This window comes from Streptomyces sp. NBC_00009, from assembly GCF_045040855.1.
Taxonomy (GTDB): Bacteria; Actinomycetota; Actinomycetes; order Streptomycetales; family Streptomycetaceae; genus Streptomyces; species Streptomyces aureus.
On record NZ_CP108312.1, the window covers coordinates 2,660,969 to 2,682,728 of the forward strand.

Below are 21,760 nucleotides of genomic sequence, written 5' to 3' on the forward strand. Positions count from 1 at the left end.
GTACCACGGCGCGAGGTGGGTCTTCGCTCAGCTGCTCGAGCCCCCACTGTCCTTGTCGGCGCTCTGATCAGCGCTCTTGTCGCTGGACTTGTCGGCGCTCTTGTCCGCACCCTTGCCGTCGCCGGCCGCCTTGTCGGCCGCGGACTGTGCCTTCTCGGCGCGCTGGAGGGCCTCCTCCAGCTTGTCCTGCGCGTCGGCGTAGGCGTGCAGGTCGCCCTTCTTCATGGCGGCCTGGCCCTCCTCGAAGGCCTTCTCGGCGTCCGCGAGGGCTTCCTTGACGGTGGAGTTCTCCGATGGCTTCGTGGTGTCGCCACCGGGCTTCTCCGGCTCGGCCGGCTGCGCGCCGTCCACGCCGAACGCCTGGTTCAGGGCGTCCCCGAGGTTGTCGGCGAATCCGGTTCTGTCGCCGTAGGAGACCGCGACCTTGCGCAGCAGCGGATACTCCGCGTTGCGCCCCTGTGCGTAGATCGGCTCGACGTACAGGAAGCCCTTGTCGAGCGGCACCGTCAGCAGATTGCCGTACAGGACCGTCGAGTCGGCGCCCTTCATGTCGCGGACGAAGTTCGCCACGGACGACAGGGAGTTGAGCTTGTTCTGCACCTGTTCCGGGCCGTAGACCTTGTCCTCGGTGACCCGCAGCAGTCTTATCGTGCCGTAGTCCTTGCTGGTGGCATCGGCGTCGACCGCCATGAACGCGCGCAGGTTGGGGCGCCCGCTCGGGGTGAACGTCGTCGTCAGCGAGAACTGCTGGTCGCTCTGGCCCGGCATCTTCATGGACAGGTAGTACGGCGGGACCGCGCTGTTGTCCCTCTTCGTCGGGTCGTTCGGGACCTGCCACGCGTCGGACGCGTTGTAGAACTGGTCGGAGTCCGTGACGTGGTACAGGGACAGCAGCTCGCGCTGCACCTTGAACATGTCCTGCGGGTACCGCAGATGGTCCTTGAGCTCCTGCGGGATCGCGCTCTTGGGCTCGACCGTGCCGGGGAACGCCTTCTTCCAGGTCTTGAGGACCGGGTCCTTGTCGTCCCACGTGTACAGCTTCACCGTGCCGTCGTAGGCGTCGACGGTGGCCTTCACCGAGTTGCGGATGTAGTTGACCTGGTTCTGCTGGGCCACCACGGCGCGCTGGTTGTCGCCCTCGTTGAGGGAGTCGGCCGTCGTGTCACCGAGCGTCGTACGGGACGCGTACGGGTATCCGTTCGACGTCGTGTACGCGTCGACGACCCACTTGATCTTGCCCTTGACGATCGCCGGGTACGCGTCGCCGTCGATGGTCAGCCAGGGGGCGACCGCCTCGACGCGCTCCTTGGGCGTGCGGTTGTACAGGATCTTCGAGCCGTCGCCGATGGCTCCCGAGTACAGGATCTGCGGCTCGCTGAAGGACACCGCGTACGCGGCACGGGTGATCGGGTTGGAGAGTCCGACGCCGCCCTTGCCGCTGTAGCTCGTGGTCTTCTGGGTGCCGTCGTCCTGCTCGTAGTCGAGCTCCTTCTGGGGCCCGCCGACGATCGAGTACTGGCGCGTCTTCTCGCCGTAGTAGATCCGCTGCTGGTACGAGCCCAGGGTGCCGCCGGCGGGCAGGCCCGACTCGGTGAACAGGGGTGCGCCCGGGGAGTCCGGGTCGGTCTGCGTGCCCTTGGCCGCGACCGCTCCGAAGCCGTGCGTGTAGGTGAAGTGGTCGTTGATCCAGTTCCGCTTCTCGACGCCCGCGAGGTTGAGCTCGCGCAGGCCGATGACGGTGTCCTGGCCCTTGTAGCGGTCGACGTCGAGGGTCTTCGGGAACTGGTAGTACTTCCGCTCCTGCTCCAGCTGCTGGAACGTCGGCGAGACCACGTTCGGATCGTTGACCCGGTAGCTGGCCGCCGAGTCGGCGTCCGTGCGCTGCTTCTTGGAGTCCTTGACCGTGCCCTTGCCGGTGTAGTCCACCGGGGACACCCCGGCGATCCCGTACGCCTTGCGGGTCGCCTCGATGTTCTTCTCGATGTACGGGGCTTCCTTGGACTGCTCGTTCGGCTGGACCTGGAACTTCTGGACGATGGCCGGGTACAGGCCGCCGATCAGGATCGCGGAGAGCACCATCAGGCCGAAGCCGATGACGGGCAGCTGCCAGGTGCGCCGCCACAGCGTCGCGAAGAACAGCACGGCGCAGATCGCGGCGATGCAGAACAGGATGGTCTTGGCGGGCAGATACGCGTTCGCGTCGACGTACCGCAGGCCCGTCCAGTTGTCCGTGGCCTTGAAGTCGCTGGACTTCACCGCGAGCCCGTACCGGTCGAGCCAGTAGGCGACCGCCTTGAGGGCCACGAACACGCCGAGCAGCACGGAGAGATGGCCGGTGGCCGCGGCGGTGGCGCGCGCGCCCGGGCTGGTGATGCGCAGCCCGCCGTACAGGTAGTGGGTCAGCGCGGCCGCGATCAGGGAGAGGATCGTCGCCGCGAAGCCGAAGCCGAGCAGGAACCGGTACCACGGCAGGTCGAACGCGTAGAAGGCCACGTCGAGGTGGAACTGGGGGTCCTTCTGGTGGAACGGCACGCCGTTCACCCACATCAGCCACGTACGCCACTGGGTGGCGGCGGAGGCGCCCGCGATGAGGCCGACCAGCGCCGTGATGCCGACCAGCAGCCACTTCTTGTAGGGCGCGATGCTCATGCGGTACCGGTCGAGGCTCTGCTGCTCCATCGACATGGCGCTCAGCGGGGGCCGCAGCCGGTGCGCGAGCCAGACGTTCAGTCCGACGGCGATCGCCATCAGCAGTCCGAAGACGAAGAACAGCCCGATCTTCGTCCACAGGGTGGTCGTGAAGACGGACGAGTAGTTGACCGATCGGTACCAGAGCCAGTCGGTCCAGAACCCTGCGAACATGACGAACGCCATGCCCAGTGCGGCAAGGACGCCGAGCGTCATGAGCAGGGAACGGACTCGCCGGGACGGTCGGCCCACTCTCATCCGTGGCCCCGTCGGGCCTCCGCCGCGGTCCGGCATCTGGAAAGCCAAGGTGCGCACCTCGAAAAGTTCGAAATCGATCGGTCAGGCCCCCGTGATCGCGGACCCATCACCTATGCAACTTACTCACGCTTTACTCAGTTCCCGGTTCCGGGTACTAACGAGGCAGGATTGTGACCATGTCCAACACTCCCATGGCAGCCAGCCCGCTCACCCGGGCCGTACTCGAGATCGACGAGTACGCCTCCGGCCTCGGCTGGGACCAGCCCGCCCGCCTCTTCGCCCTCGTCGACACCGCCCGTCTGCGGGCCCAGGAACCCGGCCTCGCGGCCCAGCTCGGCCTGGACGGCGAGCAGGAGGCCGCGGCCTTCACCCCGATCGAGCAGGACGAGGTGCCCGCCGACAAGCCGCTCGACGAGTTCCTCGGCACCATCGCCTGGCCCGACGCGGTCGTCGGCTGCGCCCTGACGGTGGAGCGGATGATGCTGCCGCCGTCCGCGGAGGCGTCCGTTCCGGAGGGGCTCGGTGAGGCGGAGCTCGCCGAGTGGGTGGCGAAGCACCCGGGCCGTCAGGAGGTCCGGATGACGGTCGCGGTGCTGCGTGACGGCGCGCGCGAGTCGGCGCTGCGCCTGCGCGAGAAGGACTCCCCCACCGAGGTCCTCACCGGGTCGGACCTGGTCCCGGGCCTGGCCGAGGCCCTCGCGGCGACGTTCGCGGAGTAACGCCCTCACCGCACGAAAGGGGGCGCCGCACGGTGTGCGGCGCCCCCTTCATGAACCTCTTGTCACCCCTTGACCGTGCACTTCGGCAGGTCGGCGGTGTTGCCCGAACGGATGTCCTTGAGAGCGTTCATCGCGTCGTCGATGGTGTTGACCTTGACGAGGGTGAGTCCGCCCGGGACGTCCTTGGCCGCCTCGGCGCAGTTGTCCTTCGGGGTCAGGAAGTAGCGCGCGCCCTTGCCGCGGGCGCCGACGGTCTTCATCTGGATGCCGCCGATCGGGCCGACCTTGCCGTCGTCGTCGATGGTGCCCGTGCCGGCCACGAACTTGCCGCCGGTGAGGTCCTCGGGCGTCAGCTTGTCGACAATGCCGAGCGCAAACATCAGTCCGGCGCTGGGGCCGCCGACGTCGGCGAGCTTGATGTCGATGGCGAACGGGAACGTGTGATCGGTGCCGGCCTGGATGCCGACGATCGCGCGGCCGTCCTTGGCCTTTTCCGTGGTGACCGTGACGTTCCGCGTGCGGGTGGCCTGCTTGCCCTCCTTCTCGGCGGCGGCCGCGTCCTTGACGGGCACGATCGTGAAGGAGACGTCCTCGCCCGGCTTGTGCTGGGTGACGAGCTTCGCGACGTCGGCCGGCTTCTCGACCTTGGTGCCGTCGACGGCCTTGATCACGTCACCGGCGTGCAGCCGTCCCTCGGAAGGGCTGCCCTTGATGACCGACTGGACGATCACCCAGGACTTCACGGGGATCTTCAGCTCGTTCAGGGCGGCGACCTTGGCGCTCTCCTGGGACTGGCTGAACTCCTCGGCGTTCTCCTGCGAGGACTGCTGCTCGGTCTTGCCGTCGGGGTAGAGCGTGGCGTGCGGTACGACGATGCTGTCGTGTGCGAGCCAGCCGTAGACCGCCGAGACGAGGTTCATGTTGTAGTCGGCGCTCGTGACCCGGACCGTCGTCATGTTGAGGTGCCCGCTCGTCGGGTACGTCTTGCGGCCGGAGATCTGGAGCACCGGCTCGCCGTCGTGGTCCCCGAGCGTGTTGACCGTCGGTCCCGGGGTCATCTCCGCGTACGGAACTTTGATGAGCACTCCCGCGCAGAGCAGCGCGATCAGCATCAGGGTCGAGGCGAGCATCGTCGCGGTGCGGCGTGGCATGGAACGACAGTACGGGACCGGTCTGTCAGTGCACCGCTGGGGCGTCCGTCCGGGACTCGACCCCGGGCAGCGAGCCGGCAGCCGGGGCGAGGGGATCCGTTTCCGTCCCGGTGTGTGTGCGTTCCATGGCCTCGCGGAAGCGGGCGTACCCGTTGAGTTCCGTCACGTCGCCGGTCCTGCGGTTCCGTGCGGCCCAGCTGCCCCACAAACCGGCGCCGACCGCTGCGACAAGCGGAATGAGCAGCCACAAGAGCGCCGCCATACCGGACCTCCGACCCCATGAGCCACTACAACTGACTGATCAGCAGATTAACCATCCGCTGCGTCAACGCTCGCCGCAGGGGTGCGGTTACGCAACCGGAACCGCCCGTGTGGGCGAACGCGGTGAACGTGGCCGGGGTCCGGGAGGTCAGCAGGCGCCGACCCACTCCTCGGTGCCGTCCGAGAACTTCTGGTGCTTCCAGATGGGCACCTCGTGCTTGAGGTCGTCGATCAGCTTGCGGCAGGCCTCGAAGGCCTCGCCGCGGTGCGGGCAGGACACGGCGACGACGACCGCGATATCGCCGACCGCCAGATCGCCCACCCGGTGGACGGCCGCGAGCGCGCGCACCGGGAACTGGGCGACGACCTTCTCGGCGACGGTCCGCATCTCGGCCTCGGCGGAGGGGTGGCACGAGTACCCGAGCGCGTCGACGTCGGCGCCGCCGTCGTGATTGCGCACCGTCCCCACGAACAGCGCCGTACCGCCCGCCGCGTCCTCCCCGACGGCCCGGAACACCTCGTCCACGGACAAGGGCGTGTCTCGGATCGCGATGAGCCGGATGGGGTCCTGCGCCGACTGCTCTCCGGGGTGGTCATTCGTGGTGCGTGCCATGAGGCCATCGTGCCGTACGCGGCCACCGGCACGGAATAGCGCTTTCCACCGGCACGCGCGCGTAGTGGGTTGGAGCCTCCTACAGGGGGAGCCGGTCCGGGAGCCGGCAGGGGCGGGCCGTCAGATCCTGCGCCTGGCCTTGCGGGCCCGGCGCACGACGGCGGCCGCGCCGAGCAGGGCGACGGTGGCTCCGGCCGCTCCGGCGGCGGTCGCGTCCTTGCGTCCGAGGCGGCGGCCCGCGACGGTGTGCCGTCCGGCGACCTCTTCGAGGAGTTCGGCGAGGACCTCCTCGTTGGTCCACTGGGGGCGCCATCCTGCGTCGTGCAGCCGGCTCACGCTGACCACCCAGGGGTACATCGTGTACGCGAGGTCGCCGGCGGGAGACGGGGTGAGCCCGATCCGGTGAAGCCTGGCCGCGGCGCCCAGGGCGACCGCCGAGGGCAGCTCCATGCGGCGGATCCCGCTGAGCTCCTCGACCTCCTCCTGCTCCAGCCAGCCGTCGCAGCCGACGGCGAGTTCCCCTTCGACCTGCTCCAGGACGGCGTACTCCAGGGCGCTGCACAGGTCCTCGACGTGGCAGAACTGCCAGGCGGGCCGGGATCCCGCCACGACGAGGAGCCGTGGCGACTCGAAGTACCTGGTCAGGGCGGTGTCAGTGCCGCCGACGAGGGTGGCGGGGCGGACCACGGTCACGTTGAGTCCCGGGTGGGCGCGCGGTGCGCGTCGGGCAAGCCGCTCGACCTCCAGGAGGTCGCCGACGCCGGTGGCCTCCGCGGTCGCCCGCAGTTCGGCGTCTTCGGAGAGCGGCAGTTCGTTGTCCTCGAGCGCTCCGTAGACCATCGCCGAGGTGCACAGGACGACACGGTGGACGCCGGCGGCGGCCGCGGCGGTGAGCACCGTCTGGGTGCCACGCACGTTGTACGCCGTACGGGCGGCGGGGTCGGTCTCCAGGTCGAGGTCGAGCGCGAGGTGCACGACGACGTCCGCGCCGCGCAGCTTCTCGGCGATCGCCGGGTCGCGCACGTCAAGGATGTGCCAGGTCGCGGACGCGCACTCGCCGCGCCGCTCGTCGATGGCCAGGACCTGCTTGATCTCGTCGGATGCGGCGAGGCGCTCGGTAAGGAGCGCGCCGACGCCGGAGGCGGCACCGGTGACGGCGACGACAGGACCGCGCCCCCCGGAACTGGTCGAAGGGTTTCGCGCTGCGCGAACCTGTGGATCTGGGGAACTCACCGGGCGTCTCCAGCGGTTGTATTCAGTACGTACGTGTACGACGCGTACGTACCAGGAGGCATCCATCCTGCCGCAGGCCATGAGTCGGCGGAGCACCGAGGCCCGATCGCGCCACGGTGTCTACGCTGGGTGTGTAGTCGGGCAAACGCCGCCGGGACAGAACCGGTGGCCTTACCAGCCGAGGAATCCCGTGAGTGACACCCCATTCGGATTCGGCCTTCCGCCGGAGGAGCCGGACGACGGCGACGAGGGCAAGAAGAAGGATCAGCAGGGCGGTGGCGGTCAGGGCCCTGCCAACCCCTTCGGTTTCGGAGGACTGCCCGGCGCGGGCGGCGGGGACAACCCGTTCGCCGCGATGTTCGGTTCCCTGAACCCCAATGACCTGGGAGCCGCCTTCCAGCAGCTCGGCCAGATGCTCTCGTACGAGGGCGGCCCGGTGAACTGGGAGATGGCCAAGGACATCGCCCGTCAGACGGTCTCCCAGGGCACCGCCGACGGCACCAAGGACGCGAGTGTCGGCCCCGCCGAACGCTCGCAGGTCGAGGAGGCCGTGCGCCTCGCCGACCTGTGGCTCGATGACGCGACGTCGCTGCCGTCGGGCGCCGGGTCCGCGGTGGCGTGGAGTCGCGCCGAGTGGGTCGAGGCGACCCTCCCGGTGTGGAAGGAACTCGTCGACCCGGTCGCCGAGCGTGTCGGCCTGGCCATGGGCGACGTCCTTCCCGAGGAGATGCAGGCCATGGCCGGCCCGCTCATCGGGATGATGCGCTCCATGGGCGGCGCCATGTTCGGCTCGCAGATCGGGCAGGCCGTGGGCGTCCTCGCGGGCGAGGTCGTCGGCTCGACCGACATCGGTCTGCCGCTCGGCCCGGCCGGCAAGGCGGCGCTCCTGCCGGTGAACATCGAGGCGTTCGGCAAGGACCTCGGCATCCCCAAGGAGGAGGTGCGGCTCTACCTGGCGCTGCGCGAGGCCGCCCACCAGCGGCTCTTCTCGCACGTGCCGTGGCTGCGCTCGCACCTGTTCGGCGCGGTCGAGGGGTATGCGCGCGGCATCAAGGTCGACACGGCGAAGCTGGAGGACGCGGTCGGCCAGCTCGACCCGCAGAACCCGGAGCAGCTGCAGGAGGCCCTTCAGCAGGGCATGTTCCAGCCGGAGGACACTCCGGAGCAGAAGGCCGCCCTGGCCCGCCTGGAGACCGCTCTCGCGCTCGTCGAGGGCTGGGTCGACGCCGTGGTCCACGCGGCCGCGAAACCGCGCCTGTCGTCGGCCGACGCGCTCCGTGAGACGCTGCGCCGCCGCCGGGCGACCGGTGGCCCCGCCGAGCAGACGTTCGCCACGCTGATCGGCCTGGAGCTGCGTCCGCGCCGTCTGCGGGACGCCTCGCGGCTGTGGGCCTCGCTGACGGACGCGCGCGGTGTGGACGGGCGCGACGGCCTGTGGGCGCACCCGGACATGCTGCCGACCGCCTCGGACCTCGACGACCCGGACGGCTTCGTGCACCGCGAGCAGCTGGACTTCTCCGAGATCGACAAGATGCTCGGAGAGGCGGCGCGCGGCGGCCTGGACAAGCCGAGCCTCTCCAAGGAGGACGACTCCAAGGGCGACGGTCCCGCGGACGGCTCCAAGGACGACGAGGGCAAGTGACGCTGCACGACGACGCGGTCCTCGTACTGAAGGCCTACGAGGGCCAGCCCGAGCTGCGCCAGGCGTACCTGGACCACCTCTCGGCCCATCCCGAGGACGGCATGTGGAAGGCCTGCACGGACGGGCATCTGACGGCCAGCGCACTGGTCGTCGACCCGTCCCGCGGGCGGGTGCTGCTGACGCTGCACAAAAAGCTCCAGATGTGGCTGCAGATGGGCGGCCACTGCGAGCCGGGTGACCTGACGCTCGCCGACGCCGCGCTGCGGGAGGCGACCGAGGAGTCCGGCATCCCTGGACTTACGCTCCTGCCGGGCGGCCCCGTGCGGCTCGACCGGCATCCCATCCCGGGACCGTGCACGCGGCATCTCGACACGCAGTACGCGGCTCTCGCTCCCGCCGACGCGGTGGCCGCCATCAGTGACGAGTCGCTCGATCTGCGCTGGTTCCCGTACGACCAGGTCGCGGACGTGGCGGACGAGTCCGTCGTGCGCCTGGTGGAGGCGACGCGCGCCCGACTGTGAGCGGGCATGTGTAAGGGGCGGCCACTACGGTGGCCGCCCCTTACACATGCCTCATGGTCGTCCTTCGGGGTCAGCTCCAGACGTTGCCCTGGTTCTGGCCGCGGGCGCCCTGCTGGCCCATGCCGTACTGGGCACCGAGGCCCTGGCCGATCACCGCGTTCTGCGGGGGCAGCAGCTCGCTGGGCTGCACGAGGGCGTAGCCCTGGCCCATGAAGCTGAGCTCCCAGCCCTCGCCCGTGTTGCCGCGGCGCCGCCACACTCCGGAGGAGTGCGTCTGGGCCTGCATCTGCACGCGCAGGCCGTTGGACCAGGCGACGATCGCGTCCGCGTCGGCGTTGACGTAACGGTCCGGGGTGACCTGGAGCATCAGCGGCTGCCCGGACGTCATCAGGGCGACCTTGCCGCGCCCGGTGATGTTGAGCTGGTACTTGCCGGAGCCGGAGATGCCGTACTGGCTGTCGACGGCGACGACCTGGTAGCTGAGCGAGGAGTCGAGCGCGAGGACGTAACTGCTGTCCACGGTCAGACCGTCCTGCTCGACCTCCACCACGTGGATGTACTGGGCGAGGTTGGCGAGGTAGACGGTGCCCTGCCCGTGGCAGCGCATCAGGTCGAGGCCCTCACCGGTGTTGGCACGGGCGCGCCGCTGACCGGAGGTCTGGATCTCGCCGTCGAACTCGACAAGCCCCTGGTAGGCGACCATGGCGCCCTTGCGGGCGAGGATGTCGTCGTGGCCTTCCAGGGTGACCCGCAGCAGCTGCGGGTTCTGGACGGCGTAGCGCTCCTGGGTCTGCTGCTCGGAGTGCGCGAAAAGCGGGCTCTGCATGGTGTTCCGTTCCCCCTCAGCCCCGGACTCGGAGGCGGTCGGTGCTGTCCTCACTGGGCTGTACGACGACAATGCCTTCCCCGGAGAAACCCATCTGGTAGGCCTCGCCGCTGCCGCGCCCGATGAGCGAGCCGGCCTTGAAGCTGCGCTTGCCCTTCACCTTGAGGTTCGGGGACCAGGCGATCAGCGCGTCCGGGTCGACGTACGTCTCGTCCTCGCCGCGGCCGCAGTCGACGACGATGGGGGTACCCCGGGACGTGAGGGCGACATAGCCCTGCCCGGAGATCTTGATGTTCCACAGGCCCTGGCCGGCGAACTTGGCGAGGCCCTTGACGCGCTCGACGCCCCACTGGAGGTGCGCGTCGAAGGCGAGCAGGTTCGTGCCGTTCACCGAGATCGAGTCGCCGCCGAGGTTGATGACGACGATCTCGGCGCCGTAGTCGGCGAGGTAGAGGATGCCGTCTCCGGTGGCCTTCATCAGGGGCGCGCCCTCGCCGGTGATCCAGTCGCGGGCGATCTGGCGGACGGCGGGCGGGTTGGGCTCGTACTGGACGAACCCTTCGTAGGCGACCATCGAGCCCACGCGCGCGAGGAGGTCGTTGCCGGTCTGCATGGCGACCTTGAGCATGTTGGCGCCGTGGTTCTCCATGCGGGCGGCTACCGGGGTCGGGGCGTAGCCCGCGAGCGGCTGGTTCATGACGGGCTCCCTCAGACCTCAAACGGCTGGACGACGATGAAGTTCCCTGGCGCACCCCGGAACTGGAGGTTCACGCTCTCCCCGCTGTGTCCCGGGTAGGCGTTGTAGCGCATGCGCACCTGGCTGGACACGATCGCCTGCGCGGCGGCCGACCAGGCGACGACCGCGTTGCAGTCGGCGAACGTCGTCGGCGTCACGGGCAGCACGACGGGCGTGCCGTGCGTCTTGACGACGACCGTGCCCGTGCCCTGGAACTGCATGACGAACAGGGCGCCGCCGGGAATGCCGTGCCCCTCGATCCGGCGCACCTCGTGCTGGAGGCTCTCGTCGAACGCCAGCACGTTCTCCGCGGATACGCAGATCGCGTCGCCCTGGAGCTCGATGGGGTGCAGATGTGTGGCCTCTTCCGCGAGGAAGACCTGGCCGCGGCCGGTGCAGCGCATCAGCTGCATCTCCTGGCCGGTCGCGTTGCCCACGATCCGGCCGGCGAAGCCCGCGCCCTTGTAGCTGAACTCGACCTTGCCCTGGTAGAGCACCATGCTGCCCTGACGGGCGAGCACCGGCTGGTCGCTGGCGCCGAGGTCGACGCGGATCAGCTTCTTGTTCTGCAGGGTCCACCGCTGACCGGTGGGCGCCTCGCGGAACGCCGAGAGCGCGGCGGCAACACCGGGAGCACCTCCGCCCTGCGGCACACCCTGAGGTGCGCCGTACGGCGACGGAGCGCCCTGCTGGCCGGGGAACTGACCGGGCGGCTGCTGCCCGTAGCCGGGAGGCGGGGTCGGCTGACCGTAGCCCGGGGGCGGGGTCGGCGCCTGGGGCTGCTGCCCGTAGCCGGGAGGCGCGGTCGGCTGACCGTAGCCCGGGGGCGCGGTCTGACCGGGCACCTGTCCGATGGGCGGCGCGTGCGGGGTGGGCGCGGCCGGCGGCTGCATGGCGCCGGGCGGTGTGGCCAGCGGCGCGATGATCGTCGGCGCGGCGTGCACCGACGGCGGGGCCGGGGCGGGCGCGGGCGGCGGCGTGGCTCCCTGCGGCGGCGCGTAGCCCTGCTGGGCGGGCGCGGGCGTCGCGGGCGTGCCGAACGCGGGTGGCGCCGTGGCCTGCGCGGGCGGCGCGAACGACGGCGCACCGGACTGCTGCTGCGGCGGCGCGGCGGCGGGCTCCTCCTCGGCGACCTCACCGCCGAAGTTCTTCAGCAGCGCGTCGAGTCCACCGTCGAACCCCTGCCCGACGGCCGCGAACCGCCAGACGTCCTTCAGGTAGAAGTCGCCCAGCATGACGGCACGTTCGGTCGAGAACTCCGTGCCGTTGAACGAATAGCGGGCGACCTCTTCGCCGCCCGCGACGATCCGTACGTATCCGGGGGCGATCTGCGACATCTGCCCCGCACCGTCGATCGTCGCGGTGAACGAGAGCTTCTGGATGTTCGCCGGGATCCGGTCGAGGGTGACGCGGAAGGACTCACTGTCGCCGGCCTGCGCACCGAGAAGCTGAATCGACTCCTCGGGCGATTTCGGCTGGTTGAAGAAGACGAAATACCGGTCGTCCGAGAGCCGTTCGTCGGCGTCAAGTCCGAAGCAGCTGATGTCGAAGGTCAGCCCGGGCCCCGTGATCTGCACGCCTACGTACAGATCGGTGCCCGCGGTGAGGTCACTGATCCTGGCCTTGTGGCCGCGTTGGAATTCCCTGGCCATGCGTAACGACCGTCCCCCATCCCGAAGGTGAATACGTCGCGTCAGGCTAACCGCTAACGCTGACAGCGGCGGCGGCCGGTACAGCCCTGGTACACAACGCGCACGTGGCGGGCGGAATCAGCGAAGGGGCGACGGACGGTCAGGCCTGGACGTTCACTCCTCTGCGGTCATTCCTCTGCGGTCACTCTTCGCGAGCGGCCGGCAGGTGCGGCAGCCGGTCGGCCGCGACGACACCCTCGAGATAGCCCCGCGCCCGCTCCGTGCGCGGATACGCCTCAAGGAGACGCCAGAACCGCGGCCCGTGCCCCGGCACCAGCAGATGCGCCAACTCGTGTACGAGTACGTAGTCGACGACGTACTCCGGCATGCCCTGCAGCCGGTGCGACAGCCGGATACTGCCCTCGGACGGCGTGCACGACCCCCAACGCGTGTTCTGATTCGTCACCCAGCGCACGGACGTGGGGCGGGCCCGGCCCTCGAAACACTGCTCGGACAGCCGCTCCGCCCGCTCGGCGAGCTCCGCGTCCCCCAGGACCCGCTTGCTCTCCTGCGCGGCCAGCTTGTCGAGCATGACGTTGACCCAGCGCTTCTCCTCGGCCTCCGACATGCGGGCCGGAATGAGGACGACGGTCCGGTCACCCTCGCGATACGCGGAGACCGTCCGGCGCCGCCGGGCGCTTCTGCGGACCTCTACCGCGCTCGCCCTCGGGCCGCTCGGCGGCGGACTGGTCGTGCTGCGCTGCGTGTTCGTGGCACGGTGCAGTGGGTCGGCGGGCACGCCCCGACGTTACCCGCTGCACATAGGGGAAGTCCCGCCTCCGGGAGTCTTCGGTGCGGCCCCGCACCCCTCCCGCGCGATTTATACGACTAACACCCACCCCCTGTGGATAACTTTTCACACGGATTCCCCCCGCCGTGCATCCTGGCAATCGACCGAGACGCCACCCGAATTCGGGACCACGGTCACGTCACCAACTTCACCAGGTTCACCAACCTCATCAACTTGACCACCAGAGCGAGAACACAGGCACATCACGGGGGAACAGATGGGCACTTCACCGCCTACAGCCATGCATCCGACAGCCATGCACCCGATCCTGAAACCGGCGCTGCGACGCGGCTGGCGCGACCTCAATACCGTCCAGTTCGGCGTGGCACCCGCTCACGCCGTCGTACTCGGCCCGGTCGACACCGCGACCGGCACCTTCCTCACCCTCCTCGACGGAACCCGCGGCGTGGCCCTTCTGCGCGACGAAGGCCGCCGGATGGGACTGCCCGACGGTCATGTCGACGCCCTGCTCCATCGGCTGACCAGGGCCGGACTGCTCGACGACGCCACCGGCGGCGGACCAGCATTCGACGCGCTCCGCAAGCGCCAAGGAGTCCTCGACCGACTCCGCCCCGACCTCGCGGCCCTCACCGTCTTGTCCCCCGAACCAGCTGCGGGAGCAAGGAAGTTGGCGGCCCGCCGCAGCATGCGGATCCAGGTCCGGGGAACCGGCCGCGTCGGGACCGTCATCGCGTCCGTCCTGTCCGCCGCCGGCGTCGGCCACGTCGACGTGCGCGACGGAGGCTGCGTCGAACCGTGGGACGTCGCCCCGGGCGGACTCCCCGTCGAATCCGTCGGAGAACGCCGCGACACGGCCGCGTACCGAGCCGTACGCAAGGCCGCACCCGACCGCCCACCCCGCCCCGACCGCCGCTCCGGCCCACCCCCATCCCAAGCCCAGCCCCAATCCCCCTCAGAGATCCAAGCCCTGCCCCCAGCCGAGGAACCGGCCCTCTCCCTCGTGATCATCGCCCCGCGCGACGGTCTGTCCGCCCACACCCCCGACCCTCTGGCCGCCGAAGAACTCATCGCCTCGGGCACGCCCCACCTCTACGCCGGAGTGGTCGAGGCCACCGGAGTCGTGGGCCCCTTGGTACTGCCCGGCGGCACCGCCTGCGCCGGCTGCCTCTCGCTGGACCGCACGGACCGCGACCCGACCTGGCCCCGGCTGCTCGCCCAATGGCGTTCCGGACGTCAACTCCAGGTACCCGCATGCGACCTGGCGCTCGCCACGGCCGTCGCCGGACTCACGGCAGCACACGCACTGGCCTTCCTCGACGGCGAACTGCCGTCCAGCACCGGCGCGCGCTGGGAGGCGTCGACTCCCGGACTCGACTGGCATGCCCGCCCGGTATGGGCGCATCCAGACTGCTCATGCGGAGCAGGTGGGAGAAGTAAGGGGGAGCAGACCTCCGAGGGTGGAGAGCAGCACGACACAATGGCCGGGTAACCGCCACTGGCGGCACGGCAGGCTGGGACTTGGAGGGGCGCATGTCTGATCTTCCCCGGAAGGCGGTAACCCGTACCGCCAAACTGGCCGCGCTGCCACTCGGCTTCGCCGGGCGCGCGACCTGGGGCCTCGGCAAACGCATCGGCGGGAAGTCGGCCGAGATCGTCGGGCGGGAACTGCAACAGCGCACGGCGGACCAGCTCTTCAAGGTTCTCGGTGAGCTCAAGGGCGGCGCCATGAAGTTCGGGCAGGCCATGTCCGTCTTCGAATCCGCCCTCCCCGAGGAGGTCGCAGGCCCGTACCGCGCCGCGCTCACCAAACTCCAGGAAGCCGCGCCCCCGATGCCCACCAGGACGGTCCACGCCGTCCTCGCGGAACGGCTCGGCGACGACTGGCCGGAGAACTTCCTGGAGTTCGAGGACAAGCCCGCGGCAGCCGCATCGATAGGGCAGGTCCACCGCGCCATCTGGCACGACGGCCGCGAGGTCGCCGTCAAGGTGCAGTACCCGGGAGCCGGCGAGGCCCTGCTCTCCGACCTGAACCAACTCGGCCGCTTCGCCCGCCTCCTCGGCCCCTTGATCCCCGGCATGGACATCAAGCCGCTCATCACGGAACTACGCGACCGGGTGTCCGAGGAACTCGACTACGGGCTGGAGGCACAGGCCCAGCGGGCCTGCGCGGAAGAGTTCGCCGACGATCCCGATGTGCACGTACCCGACGTGGTGCACCAGTGCGACCAGGTCCTCATCACCGAATGGATAGACGGAACCCCGCTCTCCGAGGTGATCATCGACGGCACCGACGAACAACGGGACCGGGCAGGACAGCTCCTCGCCCGCTTCCTGTTCTCGGGCCCGGCCCGCACCAGCCTGCTCCACGCCGATCCGCACCCGGGAAACTTCCGGCTGCTGCCCGACGAGAAGAACGGCTGGCAACTGGGAGTCCTCGACTTCGGCACCGTGGACCGGCTCCCCGGCGGCCTCCCCGAAACCATCGGCACCTCACTGCGTATGACTCTGGCGGGCAACGCGGAAGCGGTCTACGAACTGCTGCGCGCAGAGGGCTTCGTCAAGGAGACGATCGACCTCGAACCCGACGCGGTGCTCGAGTACCTGCTGCCGATCATCGAGCCGGCCCTGGTCGACGAATTCACCTTCACCCGCGGCTGGATGCGCAGCCAGGCCGCACGCATCGCCGACCTCCGCTCCCCCGCCCACCAGCTCGGCAAGCAGCTGAACCTGCCGCCCTCCTACCTCCTGATACATCGCGTGACCCTCAGCACCATCGGAGTCCTGTGCCAACTCGGCGCGACGGTACGGCTACGGGACGAACTGGAGAGGTGGCTACCGGGTTTCCTGGCGGCGGACGAGGAGCGGGTTGACGAGACGGCAGGCGCCACGGCTCACGGCACGATCGAGGGCGCGACCGGCAGCACAACCGACGACGCGGTCGAGGGCACGGCCGTCGGCACGGTCGAAGACATAGCCGCGGAAGCAGCCGCGAGCGCGGGAACAACCGAGGGTGCCTCGGCTGCTGAGGCGTGATCAAAAATTGGGGGCGGGGTGGGGTGGGGTGGGGAGGGGGCGGGGGGAGGGAAGCCCCCCCAAGGAATGTCCGGCCGAAGCTCACCACCACTCCGAATCGAGCCGCCCCTCAATAGCCCGCAGGTTCTCTCGGGCGCAGCGGTCGCAGTAGTGCCGACCGGTCCCGTTCTCCACTGAGTAGGTCCAGGTCGGCGGGGTGCCCTGGGCAGTGGTGCCGCAGAGGGCGCACACGATGGTGCCGGGTTCGGGCTCGGGTCGCTGCGCTGAGTCGCCGTCAGGATGAGACGTCACGTGGTGACGATATCTCCGTCTTCCGAGGGTGTGGCGCAACGCACCGCGGGGGCCGGTCCGTTGTGGATCGGCCCCCGCGGGGTGGGTCACTGCATGACCGCCATGGCGAGCGCGCGGCGGGCGCGCAGTGATGCGCGCTCGGCGCGGCGCTGCATCCGGCGGGCCGTTGCCAGGCGCAGTGCGCGGCGTTCGGCCTCGGCGGAGCGCAGCTGCTCGTGCATATGCGCACGAGCCAGCGCTTCTGGGATGAGTTGCATCTCTCGGGTCCTGTTCTGGCGCGAGTCGTTCGCGTCGGTGGTGGTGAAGTCTGGGGTCGCAGAGCCGGTGGGCTCGCTGGTGGACGGCTTCATCGGGGCCTGCTTCTGGGGGTCGTGCGTCAGGGGGCGGTCGATCGTTCCTCGTGCGTTCATGCCGCGACCGGGTTCTTGCGCGGGCGGCCACGCGGCCGCTTCCGGGCTACGACGACGCCCTGGACGAACAGCTCGCCGCCCCAGACGCCCCAGGGCTCACGCCGCTCCTTGGCGCCGGCGAGGCAGGCCTCGACGAGCGGGCAGGTGCGGCAGAGGGACTTGGCGTACTCGACGTCCGCCGGCGACTCCGCGAAGAAGACCTCGGGGTCGTAGGCACGGCAGGGGACGGGTACGCCGAGGTTCTCGATGGCGTCGTCGAGCGCGGTGAGCGCAGTCAGGGGGTTCAAGGTGGAGTCCTCCGTGAGACCGGGCGGGGGGAGAGTGTCTGAAGGCGGTACTGACGGGGCGTGCGCTTCGAGTTGCACGGTGTTGTCTTCCTCGTCTGGTCGTTCCGGCCTGTGGGCCGGGTGGCGGTGGTACCGGGTCTTTTCTTGTCCCGAGGCCCCTTCGTTCTGTTGTCCCGTGCGGGCAAAACAGAAGGGCCGCGGATCCCGGGTGGGGTTCCGCGGCCCTGAAGGCGCCGGCCTGATCGAAGATCAGGCTGGATCACTCCAGGGTTCGAGCCCACGGAAGGCCCACATCGTGTGGTGGTGCGTCGTCTGCTTCCGGGATCCGGCACCGGCCGCCGCAAAGGCATAGGCCTGGGCCTGTGCCGTTGCTACTGCTTCCGGTGCCTTGGTCGGTCGCTCATTGCTCTCACGGACGGGAAGGTCGGCGAGAGACAGGAAGGACTCCGGACGGGCGGCGGGAATGCCGGACGCACCGGTGCCCAGGTTCGAGAAACCGAGCAGGCAGGAAGCGACGACCGAGCGATCGGTCATTTTGGCGGTGCTGATGAAGCTGGCGTTGATGCTGATCACTGGAATTCGCCTCCTCTCGGCGTCTCTGGGACCGGTGTGAACCGGTCCGACGGCTTTAGTACAGCACGGAACCAGTGCCTCGGAGAAGAGGCGCTGTTCCCGTGCTTAAGAACCTATGGGGATTGCTGGGGCATGCGCAAACTATTTTTTCGACGAGTTTGCATCAGTCGTCCTCGTCGACTCCTCCAACGCCCGCATCCGGGGCCCCACCTGCGCAGATGGTGAGCACGTCGGTACCGAACCGGTTGAGCTTGCGCATGCCGACGCCGGGGATGCGGGCGAGTTGGGCCGCGTCTTCGGGCATGGCTTCGGCGATGGCGACGAGGGTCTTGTCGGTGAAGACGCAGAAGGCGGGCTGTCCGAGCTGTTGTGCCTGGTCGGCGCGCCAGTCGCGGAGTCGCTCGTAGAGGCCCTCGTCCATGTCGGAGGGGCAGTCCTCGCAGCGCATGAGTTTCATCTCGCCGGCGTCGGTGAGGGTGCGTCCGCAGACGTGGCAGCGGGCGACGGTTCGGGCGGTGCGGCGTCGGACGGGTCCGGTGGTGGTGCGGGGCGTCGTCGGTGTGCCGTGTTCGATGCCGCCTTGTCCGGTGCTCGTGTTGCGGGCCGTGGCTCCTGAGGTGCCTGGCCGGATGCCGTCGAGGAAGCGGCTGGGGCGGCGGTTGGGGCGGCCGCCGGGTGAGCGGGAGAGGGCCCAGGACAGGCTGAGGTGGTGGCGGGCCCGGGTGACGCCGACGTAGAGGAGGCGGCGTTCTTCCTCGATCTGTTCGTCGGTCTTGGCGTACGTGATCGGCATCATGCCTTCGGCGAGGCCGACGAGGAAGACGGCGTCCCATTCGAGGCCCTTGGCGGCGTGCAGGGAGGCGAGGGTGACGCCTTCGACGGTGGGTGCGTGCTGGGCGGCGGCGCGTTCGTCGAGTTCGGTGACGAGGTCGTTGAGGGTGGCGGTGGGTTTGGCGCGGGCGAAGTCTTCGGCGAGGCGTACGAGGGCGGCGAGGGATTCCCAGCGTTCGCGGACGGCTCCGGAGCCGTCGGGGGGTTGGCTGGTCCAGCCTTCGCCGGAGAGGACGGCGCGGACCTGGGAGGGCAGGTCGACGGCGTCGTCGAGGAGGGAGTCGTTGTTTCCGAAGCGGGCGGCGCTGCGGAGGGCGTGGCCGGCTTTGCGTACTTCCGCGCGTTCGAAGAAGCGTTCTGCGCCGCGGAGCTGGTAGGGGATGCCTGCGTCGGCGAGGGCTTGCTCGTAGATCTCGGACTGTCCGTTGGTGCGGAACAGGATGGCGATCTCGCCGGCGGAGACGCCGTTGTCGATGAGGGCGCGGATGCGGCGGGCGGTGCCTTCGGCTTCGGTGGGTTCGTCGGCGTAGTCCGTGTAGGCGGGTTCTGGTCCTCGGTCCCGTTGGGAGATGAGTTCGAGGCGGTGTTCGGCGGCGCGGCCTCGGGCGTGGGAGAGGAGGGTGTTGGCGAGGTGGACGACCTGGGGGGTGGAGCGGTAGTCGCGGACGAGTTTGACGACGGTGGCGTTGGGGTGGCGGGTGCGGAAGTTGAGGAGGTGGTCGGGGGTGGCGCCGGTGAAGGAGTAGATGGTCTGGCTGGCGTCGCCGACGACGCAGAGGTTGTCGCGGTCACCGAGCCAGAGTTCGAGGAGTCGCTGTTGGAGGGGGCTGACGTCCTGGTATTCGTCGACCACGAAGTGCTGGTACTGGGAGCGGACCTGTTCGGCGATGTCGTGACGGTCCTGGAGGATGCCGACGGTGAGCAGGAGGACGTCTTCGAAGTCGATGAGGGTGCGGTCGCGCTTGAGCGTTTCGTAGGTGGCGTAGATCTGGGCGGTCTCGGCGTTGTTGCGGGGGGTGAGGCGTCCGGTTTTGGCGGCTGCTGCGGCGTAGTCGGCGGGGACGGTCTGGGTGACTTTGGACCACTCGATTTCGGCCGTGACGTCGCGGAGCTCGCCGCGCTCGAGGCGGATGCGGCAGGCGGCGGCCGCGTCGGCGACGAGTTGGATCTTGCGGTCGACGATGCGGGGCAGCTCGCCGCCGACTGCTTTGGGCCAGAAGAACTGGAGCTGGCGCAGGGCTGCGGCGTGGAAGGTGCGGGCCTGGACTCCGCCGGCGCCGAGGTGGCGGAGGCGGCCGCGCATTTCGCCTGCTGCGCGGTTGGTGAAGGTGACGGCGAGGATGCTGTTGGGCTGGAGGATGCCCGAGCGGACGCCGTAGGCGATGCGGTGGGTGATGGCGCGGGTTTTGCCTGTGCCCGCGCCGGCGAGGACGCACACCGGTCCGTGCAGGGCGGTGGCGACGGCGCGCTGTTCGGGGTCGAGCCCGTCGAGCACCGCGTCGGCCGTGTCCGGAACCTGCGGGAAGAGGGTGGAGTGCGTTGCTGCTGTCACCCCGCCATGCTGCCAGGTCGGTGGGGGCGGGTGCGTCGCGTTGTCCACAGGGGGCGGGTGCAGTCGTATTAATGCGGTGCGTGTCACGTCTGCGGGTGTGATGGGCGTCATGCGCGGGCGGTGGTGGGGGCTCGGGCGGGGTCGGGAATGGTGGCCGGGTCGCTTACGTTCGACTCAGTGCGAACAAGCATTCCGAGCCGTGAAGGAGCATGAGGAACATGCCGGGGACTGTGACGATGTACAGCACGACGTGGTGCGGCTACTGCCGTCGGCTGAAGGGCCAGATGGACCGCGAGGGCATCGAGTACAACGAGGTCAACATCGAGCACGACCCGGATTCGGCGGCGTTCGTCGAGAAGGCGAACGGCGGAAACCAGACGGTTCCGACCGTTCAGATTGTTCCCGCGAACGGTGGGGCTGAGGTCGTCATGACGAACCCGAGCCTGGCGCAGGTCAAGCAGGCGCTCGGCGGCGCTGCCTGATCGCTCCTTCATACGGACTGGCCCCTGCTTCGGCGGGGGTCTTCTGCATTCCTGGTGACTTCGCGTTCACGCGTTCGAGCCCTTGGGGCTCGGCAGTCCTGTTCAGCTCGGTCATGCGGCCCGTCCAAGCGGATGCCTTTGACTGGCCTGATCGGGGTTGGGCGCCCGGTCAGGCCAGTCAGATCTGATCAGGGCGGGGCTTATACGGCGTCGCCGGGCTTGGGGAGGGGCTTGCCGTACCAGAGTTCGATGAGGCGGGCCGCGATCGAGATTCCGTAGGGGGGCATGACCTCTCCGGACTCGAATGCGGCGCGCAGGTCTTCGCGGGAGAACCAGCGGGCTTCGTGGATTTCTTCGCCGTCGACGTTGATCTCGGACGAGGTGGCGCGGGCCATGAAGCCGAGCATGAGGCTGGAGGGGAACGGCCAGGGCTGGCTGGCGACGTATTCGACGTCGGGGCCGACGACGACGCCGGCTTCTTCGAAGACTTCGCGACGTACGGACTGCTCGATGGACTCTCCGGGTTCGACGAAGCCGGCGAGGGTGGAGAAGCGGCCTTCGGGCCAGTGGACCTGGCGGCCGAGGAGTGCGCGGTCCTCGTCGTCCGTGACGAGCATGATCACTGCGGGGTCGGTGCGGGGGTAGTGCTCGGCTCCGCAGGCCTGGCAGCGGCGGATGTGGCCCGCGGCGGCGATGACGGTGCGTTCGCCGCAGCGGGAGCAGAAGCGGTGCAGTCGCTGCCAGTTCTCGAGGGCGACGGCGTGCACCATGAGGCCGGCGTCCCGGGGGGACAGGAGGAGTCCGGCTTCGCGCAGGCCGGCGGGGCGCGCGGACTGGTCGATGCGGCCGGGGAGGGTGTCCTTCTGGAGGGCGAAGTAGCTGACGCCGTCGTCGTCGGTGCCCAGGAAGTAGCGGTGGGCTTCGGTGAGGGGCGCTTCGAAGGACGGGGTCATGACCAGTTCGGTGGCGCCGTCCGGCGTCTCGTCGATGAGGACCTGTCCGCCGGAGACCACGAAGACGCGGGTGGTGGGGTGGCTCCAGGCTGCGGCGAGCCAGGCCTCGTCGAGGCGGTGGTGTGCGGCGCGGTCGATGCCGCTGGGTGCGGAGAGCGAGAGCGGACGGTCGGCTGTGCGGTCGGTCCAGGTGGTCACGGGTGCTTCCAACTCCCCCGGTGGAATGGGTGTTTCGGCGGGACGGTTCGGCTGGGCGGG

21 protein-coding genes are annotated in these 21,760 nt (G+C 69.5%); 6 read left to right on the forward strand and 15 right to left on the reverse strand.

Annotation, left to right across the window (positions count from 1 at the left end; translation table 11 throughout):
* Positions 1–27: 27 nt before the first annotated feature.
* Positions 28–2,982: a UPF0182 family protein gene (locus tag OHA58_RS11765; RefSeq protein ID WP_405484918.1), complete on the reverse strand. Its 2,955-nt coding sequence runs from the start codon at positions 2,980–2,982 to the stop codon at positions 28–30.
* A 140-nt stretch (positions 2,983–3,122) separates the two neighbouring features.
* Between OHA58_RS11765 and OHA58_RS11770 the strand changes: the two genes are divergently transcribed.
* Complete coding sequence (locus OHA58_RS11770) at positions 3,123–3,665, forward strand: PPA1309 family protein (RefSeq protein WP_405478655.1); 543 nt, start codon at positions 3,123–3,125, stop codon at positions 3,663–3,665.
* 62 nt (positions 3,666–3,727) lie between these two features.
* On the opposite strand, the gene OHA58_RS11775 is transcribed toward OHA58_RS11770, so the two are convergent.
* The 4 genes from OHA58_RS11775 to OHA58_RS11790 all read right to left on the reverse strand — a co-directional run bounded on the left by OHA58_RS11775 (position 3,728) and on the right by OHA58_RS11790 (position 6,923).
* The gene (locus tag OHA58_RS11775) at positions 3,728–4,816 is read right to left on the reverse strand and encodes a PDZ domain-containing protein (protein WP_405478656.1); all 1,089 of its coding nucleotides are present in this window, start codon (positions 4,814–4,816) and stop codon (positions 3,728–3,730) included.
* 25 nt (positions 4,817–4,841) lie between these two features.
* Positions 4,842–5,078 carry a hypothetical protein gene (locus tag OHA58_RS11780; protein ID WP_405485427.1) on the reverse strand — a complete coding sequence of 79 codons (237 nt, stop codon included), beginning with the start codon at positions 5,076–5,078 and terminating at the stop codon, positions 4,842–4,844.
* Positions 5,079–5,225: 147 nt separating this feature from the next.
* Entirely contained in the window at positions 5,226–5,690 is a 465-nt protein-coding gene (locus OHA58_RS11785; RefSeq protein ID WP_116510215.1) for a molybdenum cofactor biosynthesis protein MoaE, read from the reverse strand.
* A gap of 120 nt (positions 5,691–5,810) precedes the next feature.
* Entirely contained in the window at positions 5,811–6,923 is a 1,113-nt protein-coding gene (locus OHA58_RS11790; protein ID WP_405478657.1) for an SDR family oxidoreductase, read from the reverse strand.
* Between the two features lie 190 nt (positions 6,924–7,113).
* Here OHA58_RS11790 and OHA58_RS11795 point away from each other — a divergent pair, with 190 nt between their 5' ends.
* Entirely contained in the window at positions 7,114–8,565 is a 1,452-nt protein-coding gene (locus tag OHA58_RS11795; RefSeq protein ID WP_405478658.1) for a zinc-dependent metalloprotease, read from the forward strand.
* A complete protein-coding gene (locus OHA58_RS11800) occupies positions 8,562–9,086 on the forward strand; it encodes an NUDIX hydrolase (protein WP_227297121.1) in 525 nt (174 codons plus the stop codon). The genes OHA58_RS11795 and OHA58_RS11800 overlap by 4 nt, the downstream gene beginning before the upstream one ends.
* Positions 9,087–9,156: 70 nt before the next feature.
* Here OHA58_RS11800 and OHA58_RS11805 read toward each other — a convergent pair whose 3' ends face one another.
* From OHA58_RS11805 to OHA58_RS11820, 4 genes are all read right to left on the reverse strand, one after another.
* A complete protein-coding gene (locus OHA58_RS11805) occupies positions 9,157–9,912 on the reverse strand; it encodes an AIM24 family protein (protein WP_405478659.1) in 756 nt (251 codons plus the stop codon).
* A gap of 16 nt (positions 9,913–9,928) precedes the next feature.
* Positions 9,929–10,609: an AIM24 family protein gene (locus OHA58_RS11810; protein ID WP_266673918.1), complete on the reverse strand. Its 681-nt coding sequence runs from the start codon at positions 10,607–10,609 to the stop codon at positions 9,929–9,931.
* 11 nt (positions 10,610–10,620) lie between these two features.
* A complete protein-coding gene (locus OHA58_RS11815; protein ID WP_405478660.1) occupies positions 10,621–12,300 on the reverse strand; it encodes a TerD family protein in 1,680 nt (559 codons plus the stop codon).
* Between the two features lie 181 nt (positions 12,301–12,481).
* Positions 12,482–13,078: a M48 family metallopeptidase gene (locus OHA58_RS11820; RefSeq protein WP_116510229.1), complete on the reverse strand. Its 597-nt coding sequence runs from the start codon at positions 13,076–13,078 to the stop codon at positions 12,482–12,484.
* 307 nt (positions 13,079–13,385) lie between these two features.
* Between OHA58_RS11820 and OHA58_RS11825 the strand changes: the two genes are divergently transcribed.
* On the forward strand, positions 13,386–14,579 hold the full coding sequence (locus OHA58_RS11825; protein ID WP_405484920.1) for a ThiF family adenylyltransferase: 1,194 nt from the start codon (positions 13,386–13,388) through the stop codon (positions 14,577–14,579).
* Positions 14,580–14,620: 41 nt separating this feature from the next.
* Complete coding sequence (locus OHA58_RS11830; protein WP_405478661.1) at positions 14,621–16,123, forward strand: ABC1 kinase family protein; 1,503 nt, start codon at positions 14,621–14,623, stop codon at positions 16,121–16,123.
* 81 nt (positions 16,124–16,204) lie between these two features.
* Here OHA58_RS11830 and OHA58_RS11835 read toward each other — a convergent pair whose 3' ends face one another.
* The 5 genes from OHA58_RS11835 to OHA58_RS11855 all read right to left on the reverse strand — a co-directional run bounded on the left by OHA58_RS11835 (position 16,205) and on the right by OHA58_RS11855 (position 20,067).
* Positions 16,205–16,414, reverse strand: a complete 210-nt coding sequence (locus OHA58_RS11835) for a hypothetical protein (protein ID WP_382995462.1) — start codon at positions 16,412–16,414, stop codon at positions 16,205–16,207.
* An 86-nt stretch (positions 16,415–16,500) separates the two neighbouring features.
* Positions 16,501–16,824 (reverse strand): hypothetical protein, encoded by a 324-nt coding sequence (locus OHA58_RS11840; RefSeq protein ID WP_116510236.1) that lies wholly within the window; start codon positions 16,822–16,824, stop codon positions 16,501–16,503.
* Positions 16,821–17,189, reverse strand: coding sequence for a WhiB family transcriptional regulator (locus OHA58_RS11845; protein WP_266560352.1), 369 nt, complete (start codon positions 17,187–17,189; stop codon positions 16,821–16,823). Before OHA58_RS11845 ends, OHA58_RS11840 begins: the two co-directional genes overlap by 4 nt.
* Positions 17,190–17,360: 171 nt before the next feature.
* Positions 17,361–17,684 carry a hypothetical protein gene (locus tag OHA58_RS11850; protein WP_100596669.1) on the reverse strand — a complete coding sequence of 108 codons (324 nt, stop codon included), beginning with the start codon at positions 17,682–17,684 and terminating at the stop codon, positions 17,361–17,363.
* A gap of 163 nt (positions 17,685–17,847) precedes the next feature.
* Positions 17,848–20,067: an ATP-dependent DNA helicase UvrD2 gene (locus OHA58_RS11855; RefSeq protein ID WP_405478662.1), complete on the reverse strand. Its 2,220-nt coding sequence runs from the start codon at positions 20,065–20,067 to the stop codon at positions 17,848–17,850.
* 218 nt (positions 20,068–20,285) lie between these two features.
* Here OHA58_RS11855 and OHA58_RS11860 point away from each other — a divergent pair, with 218 nt between their 5' ends.
* Positions 20,286–20,549 carry a glutaredoxin domain-containing protein gene (locus tag OHA58_RS11860; RefSeq protein WP_116510243.1) on the forward strand — a complete coding sequence of 88 codons (264 nt, stop codon included), beginning with the start codon at positions 20,286–20,288 and terminating at the stop codon, positions 20,547–20,549.
* 200 nt (positions 20,550–20,749) lie between these two features.
* Here the strand turns inward: OHA58_RS11860 and nudC are convergent, their stop codons facing one another.
* A complete protein-coding gene (gene nudC, locus OHA58_RS11865; RefSeq protein WP_165914633.1) occupies positions 20,750–21,700 on the reverse strand; it encodes an NAD(+) diphosphatase in 951 nt (316 codons plus the stop codon).
* Positions 21,701–21,760: the final 60 nt, after the last annotated feature.

What these genes read in the sequence shown, in the direction of transcription:
- OHA58_RS11765 (WP_405484918.1), bottom strand. Translation starts at nt 2,982, where the DNA reads ATGCCGGACCGCGGCGGAGGCCCGACGGGGCCACGGATGAGAGTGGGC.
- OHA58_RS11770 (WP_405478655.1), top strand. Translation starts at nt 3,123, where the DNA reads ATGTCCAACACTCCCATGGCAGCCAGCCCGCTCACCCGGGCCGTACTC.
- OHA58_RS11775 (WP_405478656.1), bottom strand. Translation starts at nt 4,816, where the DNA reads ATGCCACGCCGCACCGCGACGATGCTCGCCTCGACCCTGATGCTGATC.
- OHA58_RS11780 (WP_405485427.1), bottom strand. Translation starts at nt 5,078, where the DNA reads ATGGCGGCGCTCTTGTGGCTGCTCATTCCGCTTGTCGCAGCGGTCGGC.
- OHA58_RS11785 (WP_116510215.1), bottom strand. Translation starts at nt 5,690, where the DNA reads ATGGCACGCACCACGAATGACCACCCCGGAGAGCAGTCGGCGCAGGAC.
- OHA58_RS11805 (WP_405478659.1), bottom strand. Translation starts at nt 9,912, where the DNA reads ATGCAGAGCCCGCTTTTCGCGCACTCCGAGCAGCAGACCCAGGAGCGC.
- OHA58_RS11810 (WP_266673918.1), bottom strand. Translation starts at nt 10,609, where the DNA reads ATGAACCAGCCGCTCGCGGGCTACGCCCCGACCCCGGTAGCCGCCCGC.
- OHA58_RS11815 (WP_405478660.1), bottom strand. Translation starts at nt 12,300, where the DNA reads ATGGCCAGGGAATTCCAACGCGGCCACAAGGCCAGGATCAGTGACCTC.
- OHA58_RS11825 (WP_405484920.1), top strand. Translation starts at nt 13,386, where the DNA reads ATGCACCCGATCCTGAAACCGGCGCTGCGACGCGGCTGGCGCGACCTC.
- OHA58_RS11830 (WP_405478661.1), top strand. Translation starts at nt 14,621, where the DNA reads ATGTCTGATCTTCCCCGGAAGGCGGTAACCCGTACCGCCAAACTGGCC.
- OHA58_RS11840 (WP_116510236.1), bottom strand. Translation starts at nt 16,824, where the DNA reads ATGAACGCACGAGGAACGATCGACCGCCCCCTGACGCACGACCCCCAG.
- OHA58_RS11860 (WP_116510243.1), top strand. Translation starts at nt 20,286, where the DNA reads ATGCCGGGGACTGTGACGATGTACAGCACGACGTGGTGCGGCTACTGC.